16 protein-coding genes and 2 pseudogenes are annotated in these 18,083 nt (G+C 63.4%); 6 read left to right on the forward strand and 12 right to left on the reverse strand.

Annotation, left to right across the window (positions count from 1 at the left end; translation table 11 throughout):
• Positions 1-1,339: 1,339 nt before the first annotated feature.
• The 12 genes and pseudogenes from tssB (RA24_RS22855) to tssA all read right to left on the reverse strand — a co-directional run.
• Positions 1,340-1,837 (reverse strand): annotated as a pseudogene (tssB, locus tag RA24_RS22855) (type VI secretion system contractile sheath small subunit); the annotation flags it as partial.
• Positions 1,830-2,684 carry an ion transporter gene (locus RA24_RS20755; protein ID WP_019294627.1) on the reverse strand — a complete coding sequence of 285 codons (855 nt, stop codon included), beginning with the start codon at positions 2,682-2,684 and terminating at the stop codon, positions 1,830-1,832. The pseudogene tssB (RA24_RS22855) and the gene RA24_RS20755, both read right to left, overlap by 8 nt.
• 64 nt (positions 2,685-2,748) lie before the next feature.
• Positions 2,749-3,996, reverse strand: a complete 1,248-nt coding sequence (locus tag RA24_RS20760) for a hypothetical protein (RefSeq protein ID WP_241480982.1) — start codon at positions 3,994-3,996, stop codon at positions 2,749-2,751.
• Between the two features lie 36 nt (positions 3,997-4,032).
• On the reverse strand, positions 4,033-6,756 hold the full coding sequence (tssH, locus tag RA24_RS20765) for a type VI secretion system ATPase TssH (protein WP_039194106.1): 2,724 nt from the start codon (positions 6,754-6,756) through the stop codon (positions 4,033-4,035).
• Position 6,757: 1 nt separating this feature from the next.
• Complete coding sequence (gene tssG, locus RA24_RS20770; protein ID WP_039194108.1) at positions 6,758-7,813, reverse strand: type VI secretion system baseplate subunit TssG; 1,056 nt, start codon at positions 7,811-7,813, stop codon at positions 6,758-6,760.
• Positions 7,777-9,654: a type VI secretion system baseplate subunit TssF gene (tssF, locus tag RA24_RS20775; RefSeq protein ID WP_039194109.1), complete on the reverse strand. Its 1,878-nt coding sequence runs from the start codon at positions 9,652-9,654 to the stop codon at positions 7,777-7,779. Before tssF ends, tssG begins: the two co-directional genes overlap by 37 nt.
• Positions 9,654-10,151: a type VI secretion system baseplate subunit TssE gene (tssE, locus tag RA24_RS20780; RefSeq protein WP_019294622.1), complete on the reverse strand. Its 498-nt coding sequence runs from the start codon at positions 10,149-10,151 to the stop codon at positions 9,654-9,656. Before tssE ends, tssF begins: the two co-directional genes overlap by 1 nt.
• Positions 10,144-10,947, reverse strand: coding sequence for a type VI secretion system accessory protein TagJ (locus tag RA24_RS20785; RefSeq protein ID WP_019294621.1), 804 nt, complete (start codon positions 10,945-10,947; stop codon positions 10,144-10,146). The genes tssE and RA24_RS20785 overlap by 8 nt, the downstream gene beginning before the upstream one ends.
• A 92-nt stretch (positions 10,948-11,039) precedes the next feature.
• Positions 11,040-11,528, reverse strand: a complete 489-nt coding sequence (locus RA24_RS20790) for an Hcp family type VI secretion system effector (protein WP_152610560.1) — start codon at positions 11,526-11,528, stop codon at positions 11,040-11,042.
• A 79-nt stretch (positions 11,529-11,607) separates the two neighbouring features.
• Positions 11,608-13,104, reverse strand: a complete 1,497-nt coding sequence (gene tssC, locus RA24_RS20795) for a type VI secretion system contractile sheath large subunit (protein WP_039150165.1) — start codon at positions 13,102-13,104, stop codon at positions 11,608-11,610.
• A 15-nt stretch (positions 13,105-13,119) separates the two neighbouring features.
• A complete protein-coding gene (gene tssB / locus RA24_RS20800; protein WP_039137234.1) occupies positions 13,120-13,635 on the reverse strand; it encodes a type VI secretion system contractile sheath small subunit in 516 nt (171 codons plus the stop codon).
• A gap of 71 nt (positions 13,636-13,706) precedes the next feature.
• On the reverse strand, positions 13,707-14,774 hold the full coding sequence (gene tssA / locus RA24_RS20805) for a type VI secretion system protein TssA (RefSeq protein WP_019294461.1): 1,068 nt from the start codon (positions 14,772-14,774) through the stop codon (positions 13,707-13,709).
• 189 nt (positions 14,775-14,963) lie between these two features.
• Between tssA and RA24_RS20810 the strand changes: the two genes are divergently transcribed.
• The 6 genes and pseudogenes from RA24_RS20810 to RA24_RS22690 all read left to right on the forward strand — a co-directional run.
• Positions 14,964-15,812, forward strand: a complete 849-nt coding sequence (locus tag RA24_RS20810) for a hypothetical protein (protein WP_241480983.1) — start codon at positions 14,964-14,966, stop codon at positions 15,810-15,812.
• Positions 15,813-15,876: 64 nt separating this feature from the next.
• Positions 15,877-16,296 (forward strand): hypothetical protein, encoded by a 420-nt coding sequence (locus tag RA24_RS20815; protein WP_019294463.1) that lies wholly within the window; start codon positions 15,877-15,879, stop codon positions 16,294-16,296.
• A 3-nt stretch (positions 16,297-16,299) separates the two neighbouring features.
• A complete protein-coding gene (locus RA24_RS20820) occupies positions 16,300-16,917 on the forward strand; it encodes a MotA/TolQ/ExbB proton channel family protein (protein WP_019294464.1) in 618 nt (205 codons plus the stop codon).
• 17 nt (positions 16,918-16,934) lie between these two features.
• Positions 16,935-17,348 (forward strand): ExbD/TolR family protein, encoded by a 414-nt coding sequence (locus tag RA24_RS20825; RefSeq protein ID WP_039194111.1) that lies wholly within the window; start codon positions 16,935-16,937, stop codon positions 17,346-17,348.
• The gene (locus tag RA24_RS20830) at positions 17,345-17,752 is read left to right on the forward strand and encodes an ExbD/TolR family protein (protein ID WP_039194113.1); all 408 of its coding nucleotides are present in this window, start codon (positions 17,345-17,347) and stop codon (positions 17,750-17,752) included. Before RA24_RS20825 ends, RA24_RS20830 begins: the two co-directional genes overlap by 4 nt.
• Positions 17,749-18,083 (forward strand): annotated as a pseudogene (locus RA24_RS22690) (hypothetical protein); the annotation flags it as partial. The gene RA24_RS20830 and the pseudogene RA24_RS22690, both read left to right, overlap by 4 nt.

The following is an 18,083-nucleotide window of genomic DNA, read 5'->3' on the forward strand; positions in this document are numbered from 1 at the left end:
CTTCGGCAACATCCACCGCAGCCAGGCTTTCCAAAGCCGCACCAGAGTCATCCTCCTCCTCAGCCGCGTCCGGTTCCAGATCTGCCAGCCCCTCCAGAATGTCCGAATGGTCCTCATCTTCAGTCTCAGCCACCTCTGCGGCTGCAAGGCTCTCCAGCGCGGCGCCCGCAGCATCATCGGCCTCATCCTCCACCTCGATCGCGGCCAGCTCATCCAGAACCGAGGCATGGTCCTCTTCCTCGTCAGCGTCCGGCACATCCGCAGCCGCAAGGCTCTCCAAAGCTGCGCCCGCAGTGTCTTCTTCCGCGTCATCGCCGGTCTCCAAAGCGGCAAGGCTTTCGAGCGCATCCTCCGCTGCGGTGTCTTCATCTTCTTCCACCGCTGCATCTGCCAACGCATCCAGAACGCCGGAATGGTCTTCTTCGCCATCCTCCGCAATCTCGACAGAGGCGAGGCTCTCCAGCGCATCATCAGCCGCCGTATCGGCTTCTTCCGGCACATCCAGATCCGCCAGCGCATCCAGCACACCAGCGTGATCCTCTTCTTCCGCGTCAGTCACTTCAACGGACGCCAGGCTTTCCAGCGCCGCTCCCGCGGTATCTTCTTCGGCCGCCTCCTCCACATCCTGCGCCGCCAGCCCGGCCAGCACATCGCCAGAGGTGTCCTCGTCCTCTTCGGGGAGGTCCGCCTGCGCCAGCCCTTCGAGGACAGAATCCGTCTGATCGTCCTCTTCAGCCTCAGGAACCTCAGCGCCCGCGAGCGAGGCCAGCGCCTCTCCGGCCTCATCGCCCTGGTCTTCTTCTTCGGGTGCGGCAGCGCTCAGGCCCGCCAGCACATCAGCGGACCCATCATCCGTTTCAGCCTGCTCAGGCTCAGCAGCCCGCAAGTCATCCAGAACGCTGCCGGAGCCATCCTCTGCTTCAGCTTCTTCCGGGGCCTGTGCGGAAAGCCCGGCCAGCACCTCACCGGACGTGTCTTCCTCTTCTTCCGGAAGGTCAGCCTGGGCCAGCCCCTCCAGCACCGACGCAGAGGTATCTTCCTCAACAGTCTCCGGAACCTCAGCCGCGGCCAGCGACGCCAGGGCATCTGCGGCTTCATCCGGCTGGTCTGTGTCCTCAGGCGCCGCCGCGCTCAAACCGGCCAGCACGTCCGCTGACGTGTCTTCCGGCTCCGCAGCTTCCGGCGCGGCGTCGCGCAGCGCATCCAGAACCCCGCCGGATGTGTCCTCAGGCGCGGTATCTTCTGGCGCCTGCGCGGCAAGGCCGGCCAGCACGTCACCCGTGGTGTCCGCCTCTTCCTCCGGCAGTTCCAGATTGCGCAGGCTGTCCAGCGCCGCGGCACTCTCTGCATCCGCGGCGGGTGCAGACACCGCCGCCAGCAACGACGGATCATTCAGGATCGTCTCGATCAGCGTCTCGGCCCCGGTTTTGCCGTCCATATAGGCCATCAGGTTCTGCAGCTGGGTGCGCGCCTCCAGCAGCGGGCGCAGCGCATCCACCTTGGCGGCAATCGCACCGGGCGCGAAATCCGCCATGCTCTCAAACGTCAGATCCACCGCCAGGTTGCCCTCGCCGGTCAGCGTGTTGGGCACGGTGAAGGCGGCGCGCGGCGCCAGGCCCTTCATCCGCTCATCAAAATTATCAACGTCGATCTCTAGGAACTTGCGGTCCGCCACCGCGGGCTGCTCAACCATGGACTTGCCAACCAGGTCGCTCATCACCCCCATGACAAAAGGCAGCTGCACCTTCTTCTCGGCGCCATAGAGCTCCACGTCATATTCAATCTGGACCCTGGGCGCCCGGTTCCGGGCGATGAATTTCTGCGAGCTGTCAGCCATTGCCCTGCCCTTTCAGCTCGGCCAGCTCAGCCCTCAGCGCCTTGATCTCCTCATGCATCTCCCGGACATGCTCATCCACCACATCCGTCTCTGACTTCACCAGTTCGCGCAGCTTCTCGAACTCTGCCTCTGCATCCGCTTCCACCGCGGATTGCATGGTGTTGACCAAAAGGCCGATGAACAGGTTCAAAACGGAAAAGGCGGTGATCACGATGAACGGCACAAAGAACGACCAGGCGAAGGGGAACTCCTCCATCACCGGGCGCACGATGCCCATCGACCAGCTTTCCAGTGTCATGATCTGGAACAGCGAATAGAGCGACCGGCCCAGCGTGCCGAACCATTCGTCAAAGGCAGCGCCGTACATCATCGTCGCCATCACCCCGAAGACGTAGAACACGATGGAGATCATCACGATCACCGCGCCCATGCCGGGCAGCGCGTCCAGCAGCGCCTGAACAACGGCACGCATCTGCGGAATGACCGACAAGAGCCGCAGCGCCCGCACCACCCGCAGGCCGCGCAGCGCCGACAGGCCCTGGCTGTCCGGGAACAGGCCGAAGGAGACGACGACAAGGTCAAAGATATTCCAGGCCGAGGAAAAGAACCGCCAGCCGTAAGCAAACAGCTTCAGCGCCAGCTCCAGCACAAAGATTGCCAGTACGGTGGTGTCGATCACATCCAGCAGCCCGCCCGCATGCGCCCGCACCGCAGCAGAGGTGCCGAGGCCCAGCGTGATGGCGTTAAAGATGATGATGCCCAGAATGGCATTGGTCACCGACCTGCGCTCGACAAATTCGCGGGCCTTGTCCCGAAGCGTCTCTGCGGATTGCGCGCTGCTGTCCAAGGTACTTCTCCACCGGTCTTTCAGTTGTCCGGGCGCAGAATGCGCCCGGTGGTCTTTTTCAGTTTCAGGCCGCGTCGAACACAGTCCCGTCCAGCACCTTGCTGGTGATTTTGTCATAGGCGTAGCCACCCACCGCGCCGCCCACACCCAGGGCCAGATCCTTGGCGCCGGTGGCAATCGAGTTGCCGTCGATCGGCGACAGTGCCAGAGCTGCAAATTTCAGCCCTTCGCGGAACACCTTCAGCGCCTTGGGGTCTTTGATCGTCAGCGCCTTCACCCGCTTCATCAGGTCCTTGATGTTGTTGGCCCAGCCGCGGGCATCGGCATACATGATCTGGATCTTGTCGATCGCGTTCTGCACCTCGGCATAGTTTTTCGCCAACGCCGTATCCAGCGCCTTGCTGATCATCACCAGCTGCGTCTTCTTATCCTTGACAGGGTGTTTCTTCAGCTTCTTGCCGACCTCGGCCAGGAATTCCTTCTTCAGCTTTTCCTGCTGCTTCAGGATCTTGTTCAGGTTCTTCGACAGGTCGTGCATCTTGACGACCATCTGGGCGTACTTGGCCTTCAGCGTATCCGCCGCATCCTCGACCGTCTTGACCGACGGCTGCGAGATGCCAAGAAACTCCTGGAACACCGCCGCCGACACCTCGTTGGTGGCATTCAGCGCCTTGTTGGAGGCCGCCTTTTCCACCACCGCCAGGTTCTTCACCAGGATGGTCTTGGACTGGTCGATATTGATCGCCAGCTTGCCAATGTCCTTGGCCAGCGTGACGCCGGACTTGATCAGCCCGATGATGCCAAAGGCCGCGCCCGCACCGCCGGAAAACGGCGAGGTTGCCATCGCCGCGATGCTCACCGCCAGACCGGCCAAAGTGCCGGCAATTGACACCCCCACCTTGATCTTAAACTTGGACCATTCCTTCTTTTTCTTCTGCAGATTGGTCCAGGCCTTCTGCGCCGCCAGCTCCGCCGCCTTCTCGCCGACCTTGATGTCGTTCTTGATGGCGTCGTTCAGCCCCTTCAGCTGCTTTTCCATCGTCTTCTTGTCGGCGCCCTTGTTGGCCATCTCGACAAAGGCCTTGTCGAACACCTTGCACTTCTTCTCAATGGTGTCGCGGGTCTGCTCAAAGACCTCGCTGGCACCGGCATGGAACTCCTGCTGCAGAAGCGGGTCTTTCTCGACCCCCTTCTCCATTTTCTTATCGAGCTCGACCACAACCTTGAAGGACAGCTTGGGCGGCTTGACCATCTCCAGCCCAGACGCGCCGACATCGACGTTCTTCATGTCCATGACAACATGTTTAACCATAGGAACTCCTTCCCTACTTGTTACTGTTTTGTGTGATCATTCGAATGCGTAGGTGAACTCTCCGTCCTTAACGCCGATGGCGACCTTCTCGACTTCCGCACCCTCCATAAGGCGGCGCAGGAACTCATTGGAAATCTCCGGCAGCATGGTGTTGGTGACAATCGCGTCGATCATCCGCCCGCCGCTGTCCAGCTCCTGGCAGCGGTTGACGATCTCTTCGACCACCGCATCGGTGTATTCGAACGGCACCCCATGCGCCTCCTGCACCCGTTTCTGGATGCGGCCCAGCTGCAGCTTGGTGATCTCGCCGATCATCTCCGGGCTGAGCGGATAGTACGGAATCGCCACCAGACGCCCCAGCAGCGCCGGCGGGAACACCTTCAAGAGCGGATCGCGCAGCGCCTTTGCCATGCCCTCCGGGTCCGGCATCAGATCCGGATCGGAACACAAGTCCATGATCGTCTCGGTGCCAACGTTGGAGGTCAGCAGGATCAGCGTGTTCTTAAAGTCGATGATGCGGCCTTCGCCGTCTTCCATGACGCCCTTGTCGAACACCTGGAAAAAGATCTCATGCACATCCGGATGCGCCTTCTCGACCTCATCCAGCAGCACCACCGAATAGGGCTTGCGCCGCACCGCTTCGGTCAGCACCCCGCCCTCACCGTAACCGACATAGCCGGGAGGTGCGCCTTTCAGCGAGCTGACGGTGTGGGCCTCCTGATACTCCGACATGTTGATGGTGATGACATTCTGCTCACCACCATACAGCACCTCGGCCAGCGCCAGCGCGGTTTCGGTCTTACCCACGCCAGACGTACCGGCCAGCATGAACACGCCAATCGGCTTGTTCGGGTTGTCCAGCCCTGCGCGGCTGGTCTGGATCCGCTTGGCGATCATCTTCATCGCGTGATCCTGGCCGATCACCCGCTGCGCCAGCCGCTCTTCCAGGTTCAGGATGGTCTCGATCTCGTCCTTGACCATGCGGCCCACCGGTATACCGGTCCAGTCGCCGACAACCGAGGCCACCGCCTGATGGTCGACAATCGGCAGGATCAGCGCGCTGTCTCCTTGCAGCGCTTCCAGCTCCGCGTTCTTATCCTTCAGCTCCTGCATCAGCTTGGCGCGTTCTTCATCCGACAGCGGGCTATCGGCGGCGCCCTCCGCAGCGTCGTCCCCAGCATCCGGGGCAGCATCCACGGGCGCGGCCCCCTCCCGGAGCTTGGCGCGCAGCTCCAGAATGCCCTCAACAACCGCCTTTTCCTTGTCCCAGCGTTCGGTCAGGCCTGCCAGCCGTTCCTCTTCGGCAGCCTTGGCCGCTTCCACCGCCTCGCGCCGGTCGGCGACCTCATAGCCTGCAGTCTCGTCGCGGCCGATGATCTCCAGCTCGGTGGTCAGCGCCTCGATCCGGCGCTGGCTGTCGTCAACCTCGGCCGGCACCGCGTGCTGGCTGACAGCGACCCGCGCACAGGCCGTGTCCAGCAGGCTCACCGACTTATCCGGCAGCTGCCGCGCCGGGATATAGCGCGCCGACAGGCTGACGGCGGCCTCGATCCCCTCGTCCAGCACCTGCACCCGGTGGTGGTTTTCCAGCATCGAGGCGATGCCGCGCATCATCAGGATCGCCTTCGGGATACCCGGCTCCTCGACCTTGACCACCTGGAAGCGGCGGGTCAGCGCCGGGTCTTTCTCGATGTATTTCTTATACTCGGCCCAGGTGGTGGCGCCGATGGTGCGCAGGGTGCCGCGCGCCAGCGCCGGTTTCAGCAGGTTCGCCGCATCGCCGGTGCCTGCTGCGCCGCCCGCGCCAACCAGCGTGTGCGTTTCATCCACGAACATCACAATCGGCGTCGGGCTCGCCTGCACTTCGTCGATCACCTGGCGCAGGCGGTTTTCAAACTCGCCCTTCATGCTGGCCCCGGCCTGCAGCAGACCCACGTCCAGCACCAGCAGGCGAACATCCTTCAGCGCGGGCGGCACGTCGCCGCGTGCGATCCGCAGCGCAAAGCCCTCGACCACAGCCGTTTTACCCACGCCCGCCTCACCGGTCAGGATCGGGTTGTTCTGGCGCCGCCGCATCAGGATATCGACGATCTGGCGGATTTCCTCATCCCGGCCCACGATCGGGTCGATCTCGCCATTGCGGGCCTGTTCGGTCAGGTCGGTGCAGAACTGCTCCAGCGCCTCGCCCTTGCCCATCGCGCCCGGCGCCATCGACCCCGAGGCCTCGCCCGGTTCCGCCCCGCCGCCGGTGACATTAGAGCCGTCCTGCGCCCCCAACCGTTCCTCGGGCGAGCCATCGGTGGCCTCGTGGAAGTTATCGGCCAGATCATCAGCCCCAATCTTCGCCAGCTCCGGCGACATGTTGGACAGGATGTTGCGCAGCGCCGGCGTCTTCAGCATGCCCAAGAGCAAATGGCCGCTGCGCACCTGGCCCGCGGAATAGAGCAGCGAGCCCCAGACCCAGCCGCGTTCCATCGCGTCCATCAGATGGTCCGAAAGGTCCGAAATCGTCGAGGCACCGCGCGGCAGCATGTCCAGCGCCCGGGTCAGCTCGCTGGCAATCTTGCCGGTGTCCAGGTCGTAATGCTGGATGATCCGGTGCATATCGCTGTCCTGCTGCGCCAAGAGCTGATGCATCCAGTGCACCAGTTCCACATAAGGGTTTCCGCGCATCTTGCAGAACACGGTTGCGCTCTCGACGGCCTGGTATCCCAGCTTGTTCAATTTGCCAAACAGCGCCACGCGGCTGATCTCGGTCATCTCAAATCCCTCCCTCTACAGGCATCTCAGCCCCGGCGCCTAATCCCGGGTACAGGTACAAATCATTCACATCCGGCTGATCCGCATCCGGATCCGGGCGCGAGCGCACCCAGCTGGTATGCCCCAGCCGCGTGGTGCCGCCCAAGGATGCCCGCGGCACCTCGTCGCCCGCCAAAACAAGGTTCACGTCCCAGTCCAGCACATCGCCGGCATAGGACCGCACAATTGCCCGCAGCCGGTTCAGGGCCGCGCCGCCCGGCAGCAGCCGTTCGTAATCTTCCAGTTTCAGCGGCCCGATGCGGATGCGGAATTTCGCGGTGCGGCTCCACACCTTGTCGCCGATGCTGGTGGTCTGTCCCAGGCCGCCATAGCCCAGCTGCCAGCGGTCGTCCGGCTCCAGTTCCAGCCAGCTGCCGACATATTCCTCCAGGGAGACCGGCACCTCGAAAAACGCCGACAGGATCGACACCAGCCCCTCGGCGTTCTTGGCCCCCTTCGCCAGATGGCCTGCGAAATGCAGCTTGGCGAGGTCCGGCATGTCATCGCGGTCGCCGAATTTGAACCCGTTGTATCCGATCAGCGACGCAACCTTGCGCGCCATCGGATCATCCGCCCGGTCAAAGCTCACCGCAGGCGAGCCTTGGGTCCAGGCCCGGTAGAGCAGACTCATCAGCCGGTGCGTCAGCATATCGGCAAAGGCCACCATCGTCGGGTCGCGGTGGTTGCGTTTGCGGTCGCGGGCGTATTCGGTCAGGTGCAGCGGCAGCGGGCCTTGCGGGCCAAACAGCCCGAAGAACCGGTTGGTCAGCACCGCCGGCTTGTCCCCCTCCGCCGGTTTGAACGCGGCAATGGTCGAGGGCGGAAACGCCAGTTCCGCCTCTTGCCCCAGACGCAGCCGGTCCTGCCGCGGCCGGCGGCTTTCGCCCAGGCGCGGGGCGTCATCGAAATGCGCCTCCAATACCCTCAGGGCCTGAAAAACGTGGTGCTTTTCAGGGTCCATGGCCAGCCGGCCATAGAGGCTCAGATCATCCGGCCGAGGCCCTTTTCCGGTCGCCATCTGGCAATTTCCCCGCGTTTTTCGGTTTTCACGACGGTCTCCGTGAACGAGTTGATGCTGGCATAACCGCGGAAGAACCGCTCCAGCACGGCTCCCAGCGCATAGATATTGCTTCCCTCGAAAAAGCTCTCGTCAAAGCCCAGGGTGATCTCGAGACCCCGCACCGCAGTGGACAGCACCTCGTCGGTCATGCGCCGCACGATGGGCCGGGCGCCGACGGACAGGATGCCCTCCAGCTGCTTTTCCGTCACCCGGTCGCCCAAGGGCGCATAAAGCCCGACCAGCTCGCGCAGCGCCTCCGCCGACTGGCCCTTGCCGGTTTCCGCGATTGAGACATAGTTGAGGCTCAGATGCGAAATCAGCCGCCAGGCGGTATCGCCCTGCGCCAGGGTGGGATGCGGCCGGGTCGGCGACACCGGCAGCGTCACCTTCTTGACCGGGCCGCCTTCGGGCAGGTGGAATACATCGTCATTGCCGGTCGCCAGCAGCATCGGCAGATCGCGGTTGGTGCACAGTGCGTTGACCGCCAGCTGCTCCAGCCCGGCGGAATAGGGCGCCTGCGCCCGGTCCACCAGCGTCAGGAACACTTCCGATCCCAGATAGGAACTGCGTACCCCGCGCAGGCGCTCCTTCTCCGACCGCTGCCGCATCCGCCGCTTGACGGTGTAATAGGCCGGGTGGCTCTCGCCTGCTGCGGTGAAATCATTGGCGGAATAGAACGGGCGGAAAATTACGTCATCCTCCCCCTCGCCGCTGATCCCGGTCACGCTCTGCAATCCGTAAATCTCGAAATCGAGGCCCGCAGTGCGGTTCGGAATCACATGATGCTCGGTATCAATCGGCGAAATCCGCACCCGGTCGCAACGCTTTTCGAACAGGTTCACGGCCGGCACCGCGTTCAGCTTGAACACCTCCGGCACCACGATCGGCGCAATCTCCGGCATCCCTTCGCGCAGCAGGATATAAAGATCCACCTCATCGCCCGCGGATTTTTCCAGACCCGCCTGCAGCCCCTGCAGCTCGACAAAGCGGAACCGCTCCGGCATCGCAAAATATTCCTGCAGCAGCCGGTAGCCGTCATAGACCCGGCGCGGCAGCGGCAGCAGCGCCTCCTCGGGGCTGAATCCCTTGTGCGCCACCTTGGCACCGCGCAGCGGCAGCTGCCAGTCGGCCCGCCGGTCGGTGGAGCGCGCGACAATCCCCTGCACCTGGGTGCACAGCAGTTCCAGCAGCGGCCAGCTGTTGCCCGCCTCGCCGGTCAGGTACAGCGACAGCTTGTCCATCTCCAGCTTGCTGATCGGATCGCCGTCGATCCGCTTGATGCGCAGCCGGATGCCTGCCCGCGCGTCATACCCGGTGGCAACCCCTGCCGCCACCAGCTCGCCGCGCCCGTCAATATACTGCGCCTCGGTGATCTGGATCGGCCACATGGTCAGATCGGCAGAGGTGCGGAACTCGCAAGGCGTCTGCTCGCCCTCAGTCAGCCGCGAGCGCAGGGTCGATCCGCGCTTCAGCACATAGCCGCTTTTCACCGCCGAATTCGCCACATCCGGCTCAAACGCCGCGATCATCATCGAGGGCGTCGGCGCCAAGTAATGCGGGTAGATGATTTCCAGAAGGTTGGAGGTGAAGTTCGGATACTGCAGCTCCAGTTCCAGCTGCACCCGCGCGGTCAGAAACGCGGCGCCTTCCAGCAGCCGCTCCACGTAAGGATCAAGAACCTCGACCCCTTCCATGCCCAGCCGGGCCGCAATCTTGGGATAGGCCGCCGCAAATTCCGCGCCCATGTCGCGCAGGTAGTTCAGCTCATTCTCGTAATGGGTCAGCAGCCGTGTATCCATCACATGGCCCTTTCCATCTGAACTTCGCCGGTGGTCAGATCAACCTTGCTGCGCAGATACAGTTCCAGCGGCATCGGCTGTGCCCACATGTCGGCGCGGATCTCCAGCCCCACGGTCATCTCGGTCGCATCCGTGCCATCCTGCAGCCGCACGTCGACAGAGCCTTCGATGATCCGCGGCTCATAGGTGGCAATCGCCCGTTTGATCGACCGGCGGATCGCCTCCGCCTTCTCCGTGGTCGAGGCCTCGCCCGCCACCTCGATCAGCCCGTAGTTCAGCACAGACTTGGACACCGACGGGTATTTCTCCGCATCAAAATGGCTTTCGACATTCTGGGTGTTCAGCAGCCACGACAGATCGCGCTGGATGATTTCCCGCAGCCGCACAAGGTCGATCACCCGGCTCTCGCGGGTTTCCTTCTGATCGCCAGGCGCGTTGTCTGTCAGCCGGTCCAGCAGCGAGGGCTGCAGGCGCTCGGCCAGTGTCTTGTCAGCCATTCTCTTCGCCGTGCCCATCCATCCGGAGTGTGCGCACGTCCATGATGGCAATGTCCTCATCGCCGATCGCCAGCAGCCGCTGGCCCAGACCGGTATAAGTTTCTTCGCCGGCATCCTCCCACACGGTGGCGCGTGCCAGCATCGACAGTCCGTCGGCCTTCTCGCTGCCGGGATAACGGGTCGGGATCATCGCCGCCACTTCACCGCCGCCCGCCAGGGTCAGCGTGCCAGCCGTCCAGACCGCATCGCGCAGGTCGCTCGGTTCCTCTGCTTCAAAGGAGACGATCTTGGAAAACGGCAGCCAGTAGTATTTGCCGTTGATCACCGCCTCCAGCACCGGACCCAGCCGCATGTCGGCGTCCGCGATCCATTCAAACCGCTTGCCGTTCACCTCACCGGGGCTGGCCGGAGCTGCATCAAACGCCTTGGCGCGCAGCTCGGCGGCTTCTTTGGGATTGCCGGTTGCCAGCAGTTTCTGCGCCTCGATCAGATGTGCCAGCCATTCTTCCGGCTCGCCCAGGATCAGCGGCGACTTTTCACCGGCGAACACTTTCTCGCGGTAGACCTCGCAGATGATCGCCTCGCGGTAGGCCTGCGCCATCACCGTGGCGCCTTCATCCAGCCCGGCGGCGGCCTTCAGCTGGGCAATCGCCCGGTTCCAGTCGCCCAGCACGCACAACAGCTGGAACAGGAACACCCGCAGCTTCGGATTGCTCGCATCCGCGCGGATCTTGGCTTGCAGCGCCTCCAGCGCCGCCTTGGGATCACCAGCTTTCAGATGCTCTTCGGGGGTCATGGGGCTCTACTCCGCAACGGGGATGGATGCTGCAAATACGTCAGAAAAAACGGACCCCGGGCATGTAATATACCCGGGGTCCGCCAATTGGTTTACTCGACCTTGCCGGTCTGCACGTTCCACTTGAAGGTGCCTTCAGTGGTGAGTTTACCAGTCTTCTGGTTGGTCGACTTGTACTCATGCTCAATCGCAGCATAGGCCAGCGACCAGGTTTCTTCCGGAATGCCGTCTTCGCTGGCAGAGATCGAGTAGCTGTCGACAACCACGTCTTTCATCTTCCAGACCGAATAGACCAGCAGGCCCTGGCTGGCGCTGTCACCCGAACGGCACCAGTGCATGATGATTTCCGGACGGACGGTACCGTTGGCAACCGACAGCGCCAGGTCGTTCGATGCCTTGCCCATCTGCGAGGTCAGCTCGATCTTGCCGAAGTTCGAGTTCGCGTGCATCCGCTGGGTGGACCCCAGGTCGGTCATTTCAACCGCGCGCTCCACGTTCCAGCTCGCCGACTGGATCACGATCCACTTCTTGTGGTTCTCCTCGGTTGCATCGCCTTCGATGTCCGAGATCTGTACGAACATGTTTGCAGCCATTTTGCTATCCTTTCAAAAATATTGAACTCTACTGCACTATGCTTGGTTAAGGCTGGGGAGTGGAAAATCAGCCTCCTTTTTCCGAGGGCAGTTTCGATACCAGACGCAGCGAGACGGAAAGCCCCTCCAGCTGGTAATGCGGGCGCAGGAAGAATTTTGAGGTGTAATACCCCGGGTTGCCCTCGACCTCTTCCACAACCACTTCAGCTGCGGCCAGAGGTTTGCGCGCCTTCTCGGTCTCCGAAGAGATGTCTGCGTTGAAATCAACATAGTTGTTGATCCAGTCCTGCAGCCAGGACTCCATGTCCTGACGGCTTTTGAACGAGCCGACTTTGTCCCGCACCATGCACTTCAGATAGTGCGCGAACCGGCATGTGGCGAACAGATACGGCAGCCGCGCGCCCAGATTGGCGTTGGCGGTGGCGTCCGGATCGTCGTATTCGGCCGGCTTGTGCAGCGACTGCGCGCCCATGAAGGTCGCAACATCGGTGTTCTTGCGGTGGATCAGCGGCATCATGCCGTTCTTCGCCAGTTCCGCCTCGCGCCGGTCGTCGATGGCAATCTCGGTCGGGCACTTCTGATCGACGCCGCCATCGGTGGTCGGGAAGGTGTGGCTGGGCAGGTTCTCCAGCGTGCCGCCGCTCTCGACGCCGCGGATGCGCGAGCACCAGCCGTACATCTTGAACGAGCGGGTGATATTCACCGCCATGCCATAGGCCGCATTCACCCAGCCGTATTTCTCGCTGCCGGCACCTGCGGTGTCTTCCTCGAATGCGAACTCCTCAACCGGATCGGTCTTGGAGCCATAGGGCAGACGGCCCAGGAAGCGCGGCATCGCGAGCCCGACGTATTTCGCATCTTCGCTGTCGCGCAAGCTGCGCCATGCGGCATATTCCGGGGTCTGGAAGATCTTGGTCAGATCGCGCGGGTTCGACAGTTCCGCCCAGCTGTCCATCTGGAACAGCGTCGGCTTGGCGCCGGTGATCAGCGGCGCATGCGCGGCGGCTGCAATTTTGGACATTTCGCCCAGCAGCTCGATATCCGGCGGCGAATGGTCAAAGTGATAGTCGGCCACCAGGGAGCCATAGGGCTCGCCGCCCAGCTGGCTGAATTCCTCGGTATAGATCTTCTTGAAGATCGGCGACTGATCCCATGCCGTGCCCTTGAACTTCTTCAGGGTCTTCGACATTTCCTTCTTGGTGATCGGCATCACCCGGATCTTCAGCTGCTCATCGGTCTCGGTGTTGTTGACCAGATAATGCAAACCGCGCCAGGCGCTTTCCAGCTGCTGGAATTCCTCGTTGTGCAGGATCAGGTTCACCTGCTCGGTCAGCTTCTCGTCAATCGCCGCAACGATGCTCTCGATCGAGCGCAGCGCGTCATCGGAAATCAGCGCGGTGTTAGCCAGCGCCTGCTCGGCCAGGGTCTTGACCGCGCTTTCAACAGCGGTCTTGGCCTGGTCCGACTTGGGACGGAATTCCTTCTGCAGCAGGCTCGCGAATTCGGCAGAGCCAAAGGCGGCTTCACCGGCAGCGGCTTCCGCCTGGAGTTCTTCTTCAGCCATCTTCGTCCTCCGCTCTTATTCTTCGCTGTCGGCTTCGCCGCCGGGTTTCGGCTGCGCGGCCAGGGTTTTCAGCAGGCTCGGGTCCTGGATGATCTTGGAGATCAGATCCTCGGCGCCGGTCTTGCCGTCCATATAGGTCATCAGGTTGCTGAGCTGGGTGCGCGCTTCCAGCAGCTCGCGCAGCGGCTCCACCTTGGCGGCAATCGCGGCGGGCTTGAAATCGTCCATGCTCTCAAACGTGATGTCGACCGCCAGGTTGCCCTCGCCGGTCAGCGTGTTGGGCACGGTGAAGGCGGCGCGCGGCGCCATCGACTTCATCCGGTCATCGAAGTTGTCCACGTCGATTTCCAGGAACTTGCGGTCCGCAACGGCGGGCTGCTCCACTTCGGATTTGCCCACCAGGTCGCTCATCACGCCCATCACGAAGGGCAGCTGCACCTTCTTCTCGGCGCCATACAGCTCCACGTCATATTCGATCTGGACCCTTGGTGCCCGGTTGCGGGCAATGAATTTCTGTGAACTTCCGGCCATCTAGGTCTCCTTACTCGTCTTGCTTTCACGGGGTCCGCAGCAGGTTCCGCCGCAGAAATTCCCCGTGTCCGTCAGTCGTCGTCTTCGTCAATCCCGCCGATCAGGTGGACGTTCTCCACCCCCTGCGGGGCCATGTCATTCATGATGGTGAGGAAGTCGGCCCCCACCAGCCGCTTGCACCGCTCCAGCAGGATCGGCAGCGGGCTGGAAGGTTCCGCCCGCCGGTAGTAGCTGATGATGCGGTCCAGCGTGTTGGACACATCCGCGTGCGAGTTGATTGCGCCCGGCGCAGACGGCATCGCCCGCCCGCCAGCAGCAGGCGCTGCGCCGCCGCTGTCCTCCGCGCCATCCTCTGCCGCCTCATCTTCCGCAGCATCATCCTCGGCGCTCAGATTGGCATAGGTGCCGATCCGCTTGCCGATCTGCTGCAGCAGCTTGATCAGCGCGCTCAGGTCCGGGCCCTGCCCCGGCGTCTGCTCGTCGAACACGGCAGATATCGCGCGCACGTTCTCCTCCGCCGTCTTGACCGCAGCCAGCCGCGCCGCGACGATTTCCTCGTCGCTGTCCTGAAACGCCGCGCCGATGGTGGCGCTGTCCGGAACATGCTCCATATCCTCCGGCGCCGCCATCACCCCTTCGGCAATCTCGATGTCGCGCAGGCAGAACCGGCCAAAGCCGCGACTCTCGCTCAGCGGTGCCCGGCGCAGCGACCGGTAGAGCGGCGAAGCCCCCGCCATCCCGTCCGGCTGGCCGCACAGATCCTGGATCGCATTGATCCGCATCGTAGGATCGCCGTCGTCCTCGTCCAGCTCCGGATGGCAGGTCTCCCAGAACTCTTCCAGGCAGCCGCGGATATAGGTGGTCACATCGGCAAAACCGGGCAGCCCTTCGGAGTGCAGCAGCGCGTCGCCCAGGAAAACGGCAGCGCGCAAATCGTGGCTGCGCTCCAGCACCTCAAGCGCCTTCTTCTGAACTTCGCGGTAGTCGGGATCGGTGGCCTCGATGGTCTCGTTGCCCACCACCGATTCTTCGCCCGGCTGGGCCGCCAGCTCCATCTCGGTGAAAGCCGGGTCATATTCGAGGTTCTCACCGCTAGGGGCATCATCCCCTTTGGATTGCAGCAATACTGCAGGATCCATCTTCTTTCGCCCCCCTGGGTGCATTCTTTTTTGGTCACGTTCCTGTGTGGTAACGTAACGGAAAGCAGGTGCCACTCTTTTCGGGCCTGGTGGTTAAACCTGCGGAAACCTCAAACAATAACTTGACCCCAAGAGAGCCTTATCGCCATCCTAATGTCAAACCTTTTCCAAGCATTCAACAGCGGCTGAATGATGAGTATTGATCGTATTTCTGGCAAAGAAGTCAAAGAGATGGTTCGCGAGGGGGCGAAGAAGCGGATGAGTTTCGCCTTCTGCCTGGACGCCAGCAAGGACCCGCTTCTGATGATTCAGCCGGGTAAGAAACCGGAAACCCTGAAAACACCGATGAAGAATGCGGGCGGCGGCCCGCCCATGGCCTGGGGCACCTATGTGGTGCGTTCCGGCGACATGGAGATGATCTGCGAAAGCGCGCCGCAGCGCATGGTCACCGAGCTCAAGAAATTCTTCAAGCGCAACCCGGCCAAGGTCAACGTGCTGTTCTACGATGACGGCGGCAACCTCCTGGACAGCCTCAAACCCGAGGCCTCCGGCGGCCAGGTGACAGAGGAAGACGCCTCCGACATTTCCGCCACCGGCATCGACGCCAAGGCCATCGCGCCGCTGAAGCGCCGCCTGAAACGCATCCAGCCGCGCATCGGCCTCGCCCCCGGCCCGCTGGAGCTGAAGCTGAAACGCGCCCTCGCCAAATCGGTCAGCCTGATCAACGACGGCCGCCTGCAGGAGGCCGAGACGATGATCGTGGTGATCGAACGCGCCGTGGCCCGCATCGGCGCCGACCGCGAGGATGAGGCCAAATCGATGAAGCGCGGCCAGCGCGAAATGGACCAGCGCTCCCTTGGCGCCCAGGTCAAACGCGCCCAGTCTCTGCAGGCCAATGTCGCCCGCGCCCCGGGCAAGGTCCGCGACCGGCTGGGCCGCGCGCTGCATGTGGCCGCCCGGCACCTGAAACGCCGCGACCTCGATTCTGCCCGCGACGCGATGGACAAGATTGAAAAGGCCCTGACCGCCCTGGTCTGACCCCGAACGCAGCCCGGCCCGCAGCGGTTGCGGGCCGGGCATCCACCGGACCCCGGAGACCGTGATGCCCATGACCCGTCTGCTGACTGCCCTCGCCCTGATCTGCCTGCCGCTCACCGCCGCCGCGGAAACCGGCCCGCTGCACGTTGAGCTGAACAAGACCGAAGAAATCGAGGGCGGCGGCTGCCGCGCCTTCTTCCTGTTCCGCAACCAGACCGGCAAAAGCTTCGAAGGCTTCGAGATGTCGCTGGCGATCCTCGACGGCCAGGGGGTGATCGACCGCCTGCTGTCGATCGACGCCGCCCCCCTGCCGGTCCAGCGCACCACCCTGAAACTCTTTGAGATCCCGGAAACCGCCTGCAGCAACATCTCCGAAATCCTGCTGCACGACATCACCTCCTGCCAGCCCCAGAACGAGGATCAGATGGACTGTTTCCCGATCCTGGAGCTCACTTCCCGCGCTGCCGCGCCGCTGGTGAAATAAGCCATGGCCGGCACCTGGGATATGCTCGGCACCGGCGGGCCAGTGATCGTGATCCTGGCCCTGATGTCGCTTCTGTCGCTGACGGTGATTGCCGTCAAACTGATCCAGCTCTGGCCGGTGCGCTCCGGCGGGCAAGCCCGCGAACAGGCGCTGACTCAATGGAAGGACGGCGACCGCAAGCAGGCACAGGACAGCATTGCGGGCGGCAAATCCCCCGCAGACCGCGTCATGACCTACGCCATGCAGGCCCTGCAGGAGGGTCTGCGCGGCCCGCTCCTGCAAGACGAACTGCAGCGTCGCGGCAATGAGGAGGTGAGCCGGATGAATTCCCTCATCCGCCTCCTGGAACTGATCGCCATGGTCTCGCCCCTTCTCGGCCTGCTCGGCACCGTGCTCGGCATGATCCAGTCGTTTCAGGAACTGGAACTGGCGCAGGGCGCCGCCAACGCCTCGGTCCTCGCGGGCGGCATCTGGCAGGCGCTGCTGACCACCGCCGCGGGCCTGCTGGTCGCCATCCCCGCCGCCATCGCCGCAGGGCTTTTCGCCGCCCGCATCGACGCCGCCGCCCAGGCCATCGAAAGCGCCGCCGGCCGCCTGCTGCTGATCGACGGGTCGCGCTGACACGGGGGAACGCCGCCATGATGATCAACCGGCCCGCCCGACCCCGCGCCCTGATTTCGCTGGTGCCGATGATTGACGTCATGCTGATCCTCTTGGTGTTCTTCATGGTGACCTCCACCTATCTGAACCTTGACATGATCCCGGCGGTGAAACCGTCCGAGGCCACCGCCGCGGGCAGTCCCCAAACCCCGGCCGGCACCCTGATGATCCGCCTTGGCGCTGACGGCGTGCCGGTGCTGCGCGGCTCCGCTCTGGACAGCGAAACACTGCAGGCCACTCTCACTTCGGCAGTCGCAAACGAACCCCTCACCCAAGTGGTCATCCTCCCCTCCGGTGCCGCGCAAACCCAGGCGCTGATCACCGTGATGGACGCCGCCGCACTGGCCGGGGTCACCCGCCTGCGCGTCTTGCGGCTGGAGGCGGCACAGTGAAACTCAACCGCCCCGCCCGTAACCCGCATACTGAGACCATCATCGCCCTGATCGACGTGGTGTTCTTCCTCTTGGTGTTCTTCATGCTGATCGGCCGCATGGACGCCACCGCGCCCTTCGACGTGCGCCCCGCCACTGCGGTCACAGGCCGCGACATGCCCGCAGGCGGCATCACCCTCGCGGTCTCCGCCAGCGGCGACCTGGCCCTCGACGGCAAAGCGATTGCCCGCGACGCCCTCTCCCCTGCCCTCTCAGCCCTCTTGGCAGACGACCCTGCCTTACGCCTGCGCATCAACGCCCACCGCACAGCCGAACTGCGCAACGTGCTGCCGCTGGTGGCCGAGGGCGAGGCGCTGGGATTCACCGATGTGGTGCTGGTGGTCACCCCGGAAACAGACGGATGAGCCGCGCCCCGGCGATATGGGCTCTGGGGCTTGCCGCCTCTGCCCTGGTCCACGCTGCGGGCGCCGGCGCGCTGCTGATCTCACTCACCCCAGACCCGCTGCCGCAGCAGCCCACACCCGAAAGCAGCCTCAACCTCCAGGCCCACCGCATCCCAAGGTCTGAGGCCGTGCCGCAAGCGGCTGAAGGGGAGCAAGCCCCTGAAAGCCAAGCCCAATCCCAAGGCCTCGCCGCAGGCAGCATCCCCCAGTCCAAGGCGCTGCCCAAGGCCCCAGCCGCGGACACTCTCACCCCGGCGGCAGCCAAGGCTCCCGCTGCCGCGCCCGCCCAGGC

It is taken from the genome of Leisingera sp. ANG-M6, assembly GCF_000813905.1.
GTDB lineage: Bacteria > Pseudomonadota > Alphaproteobacteria > Rhodobacterales > Rhodobacteraceae > Leisingera.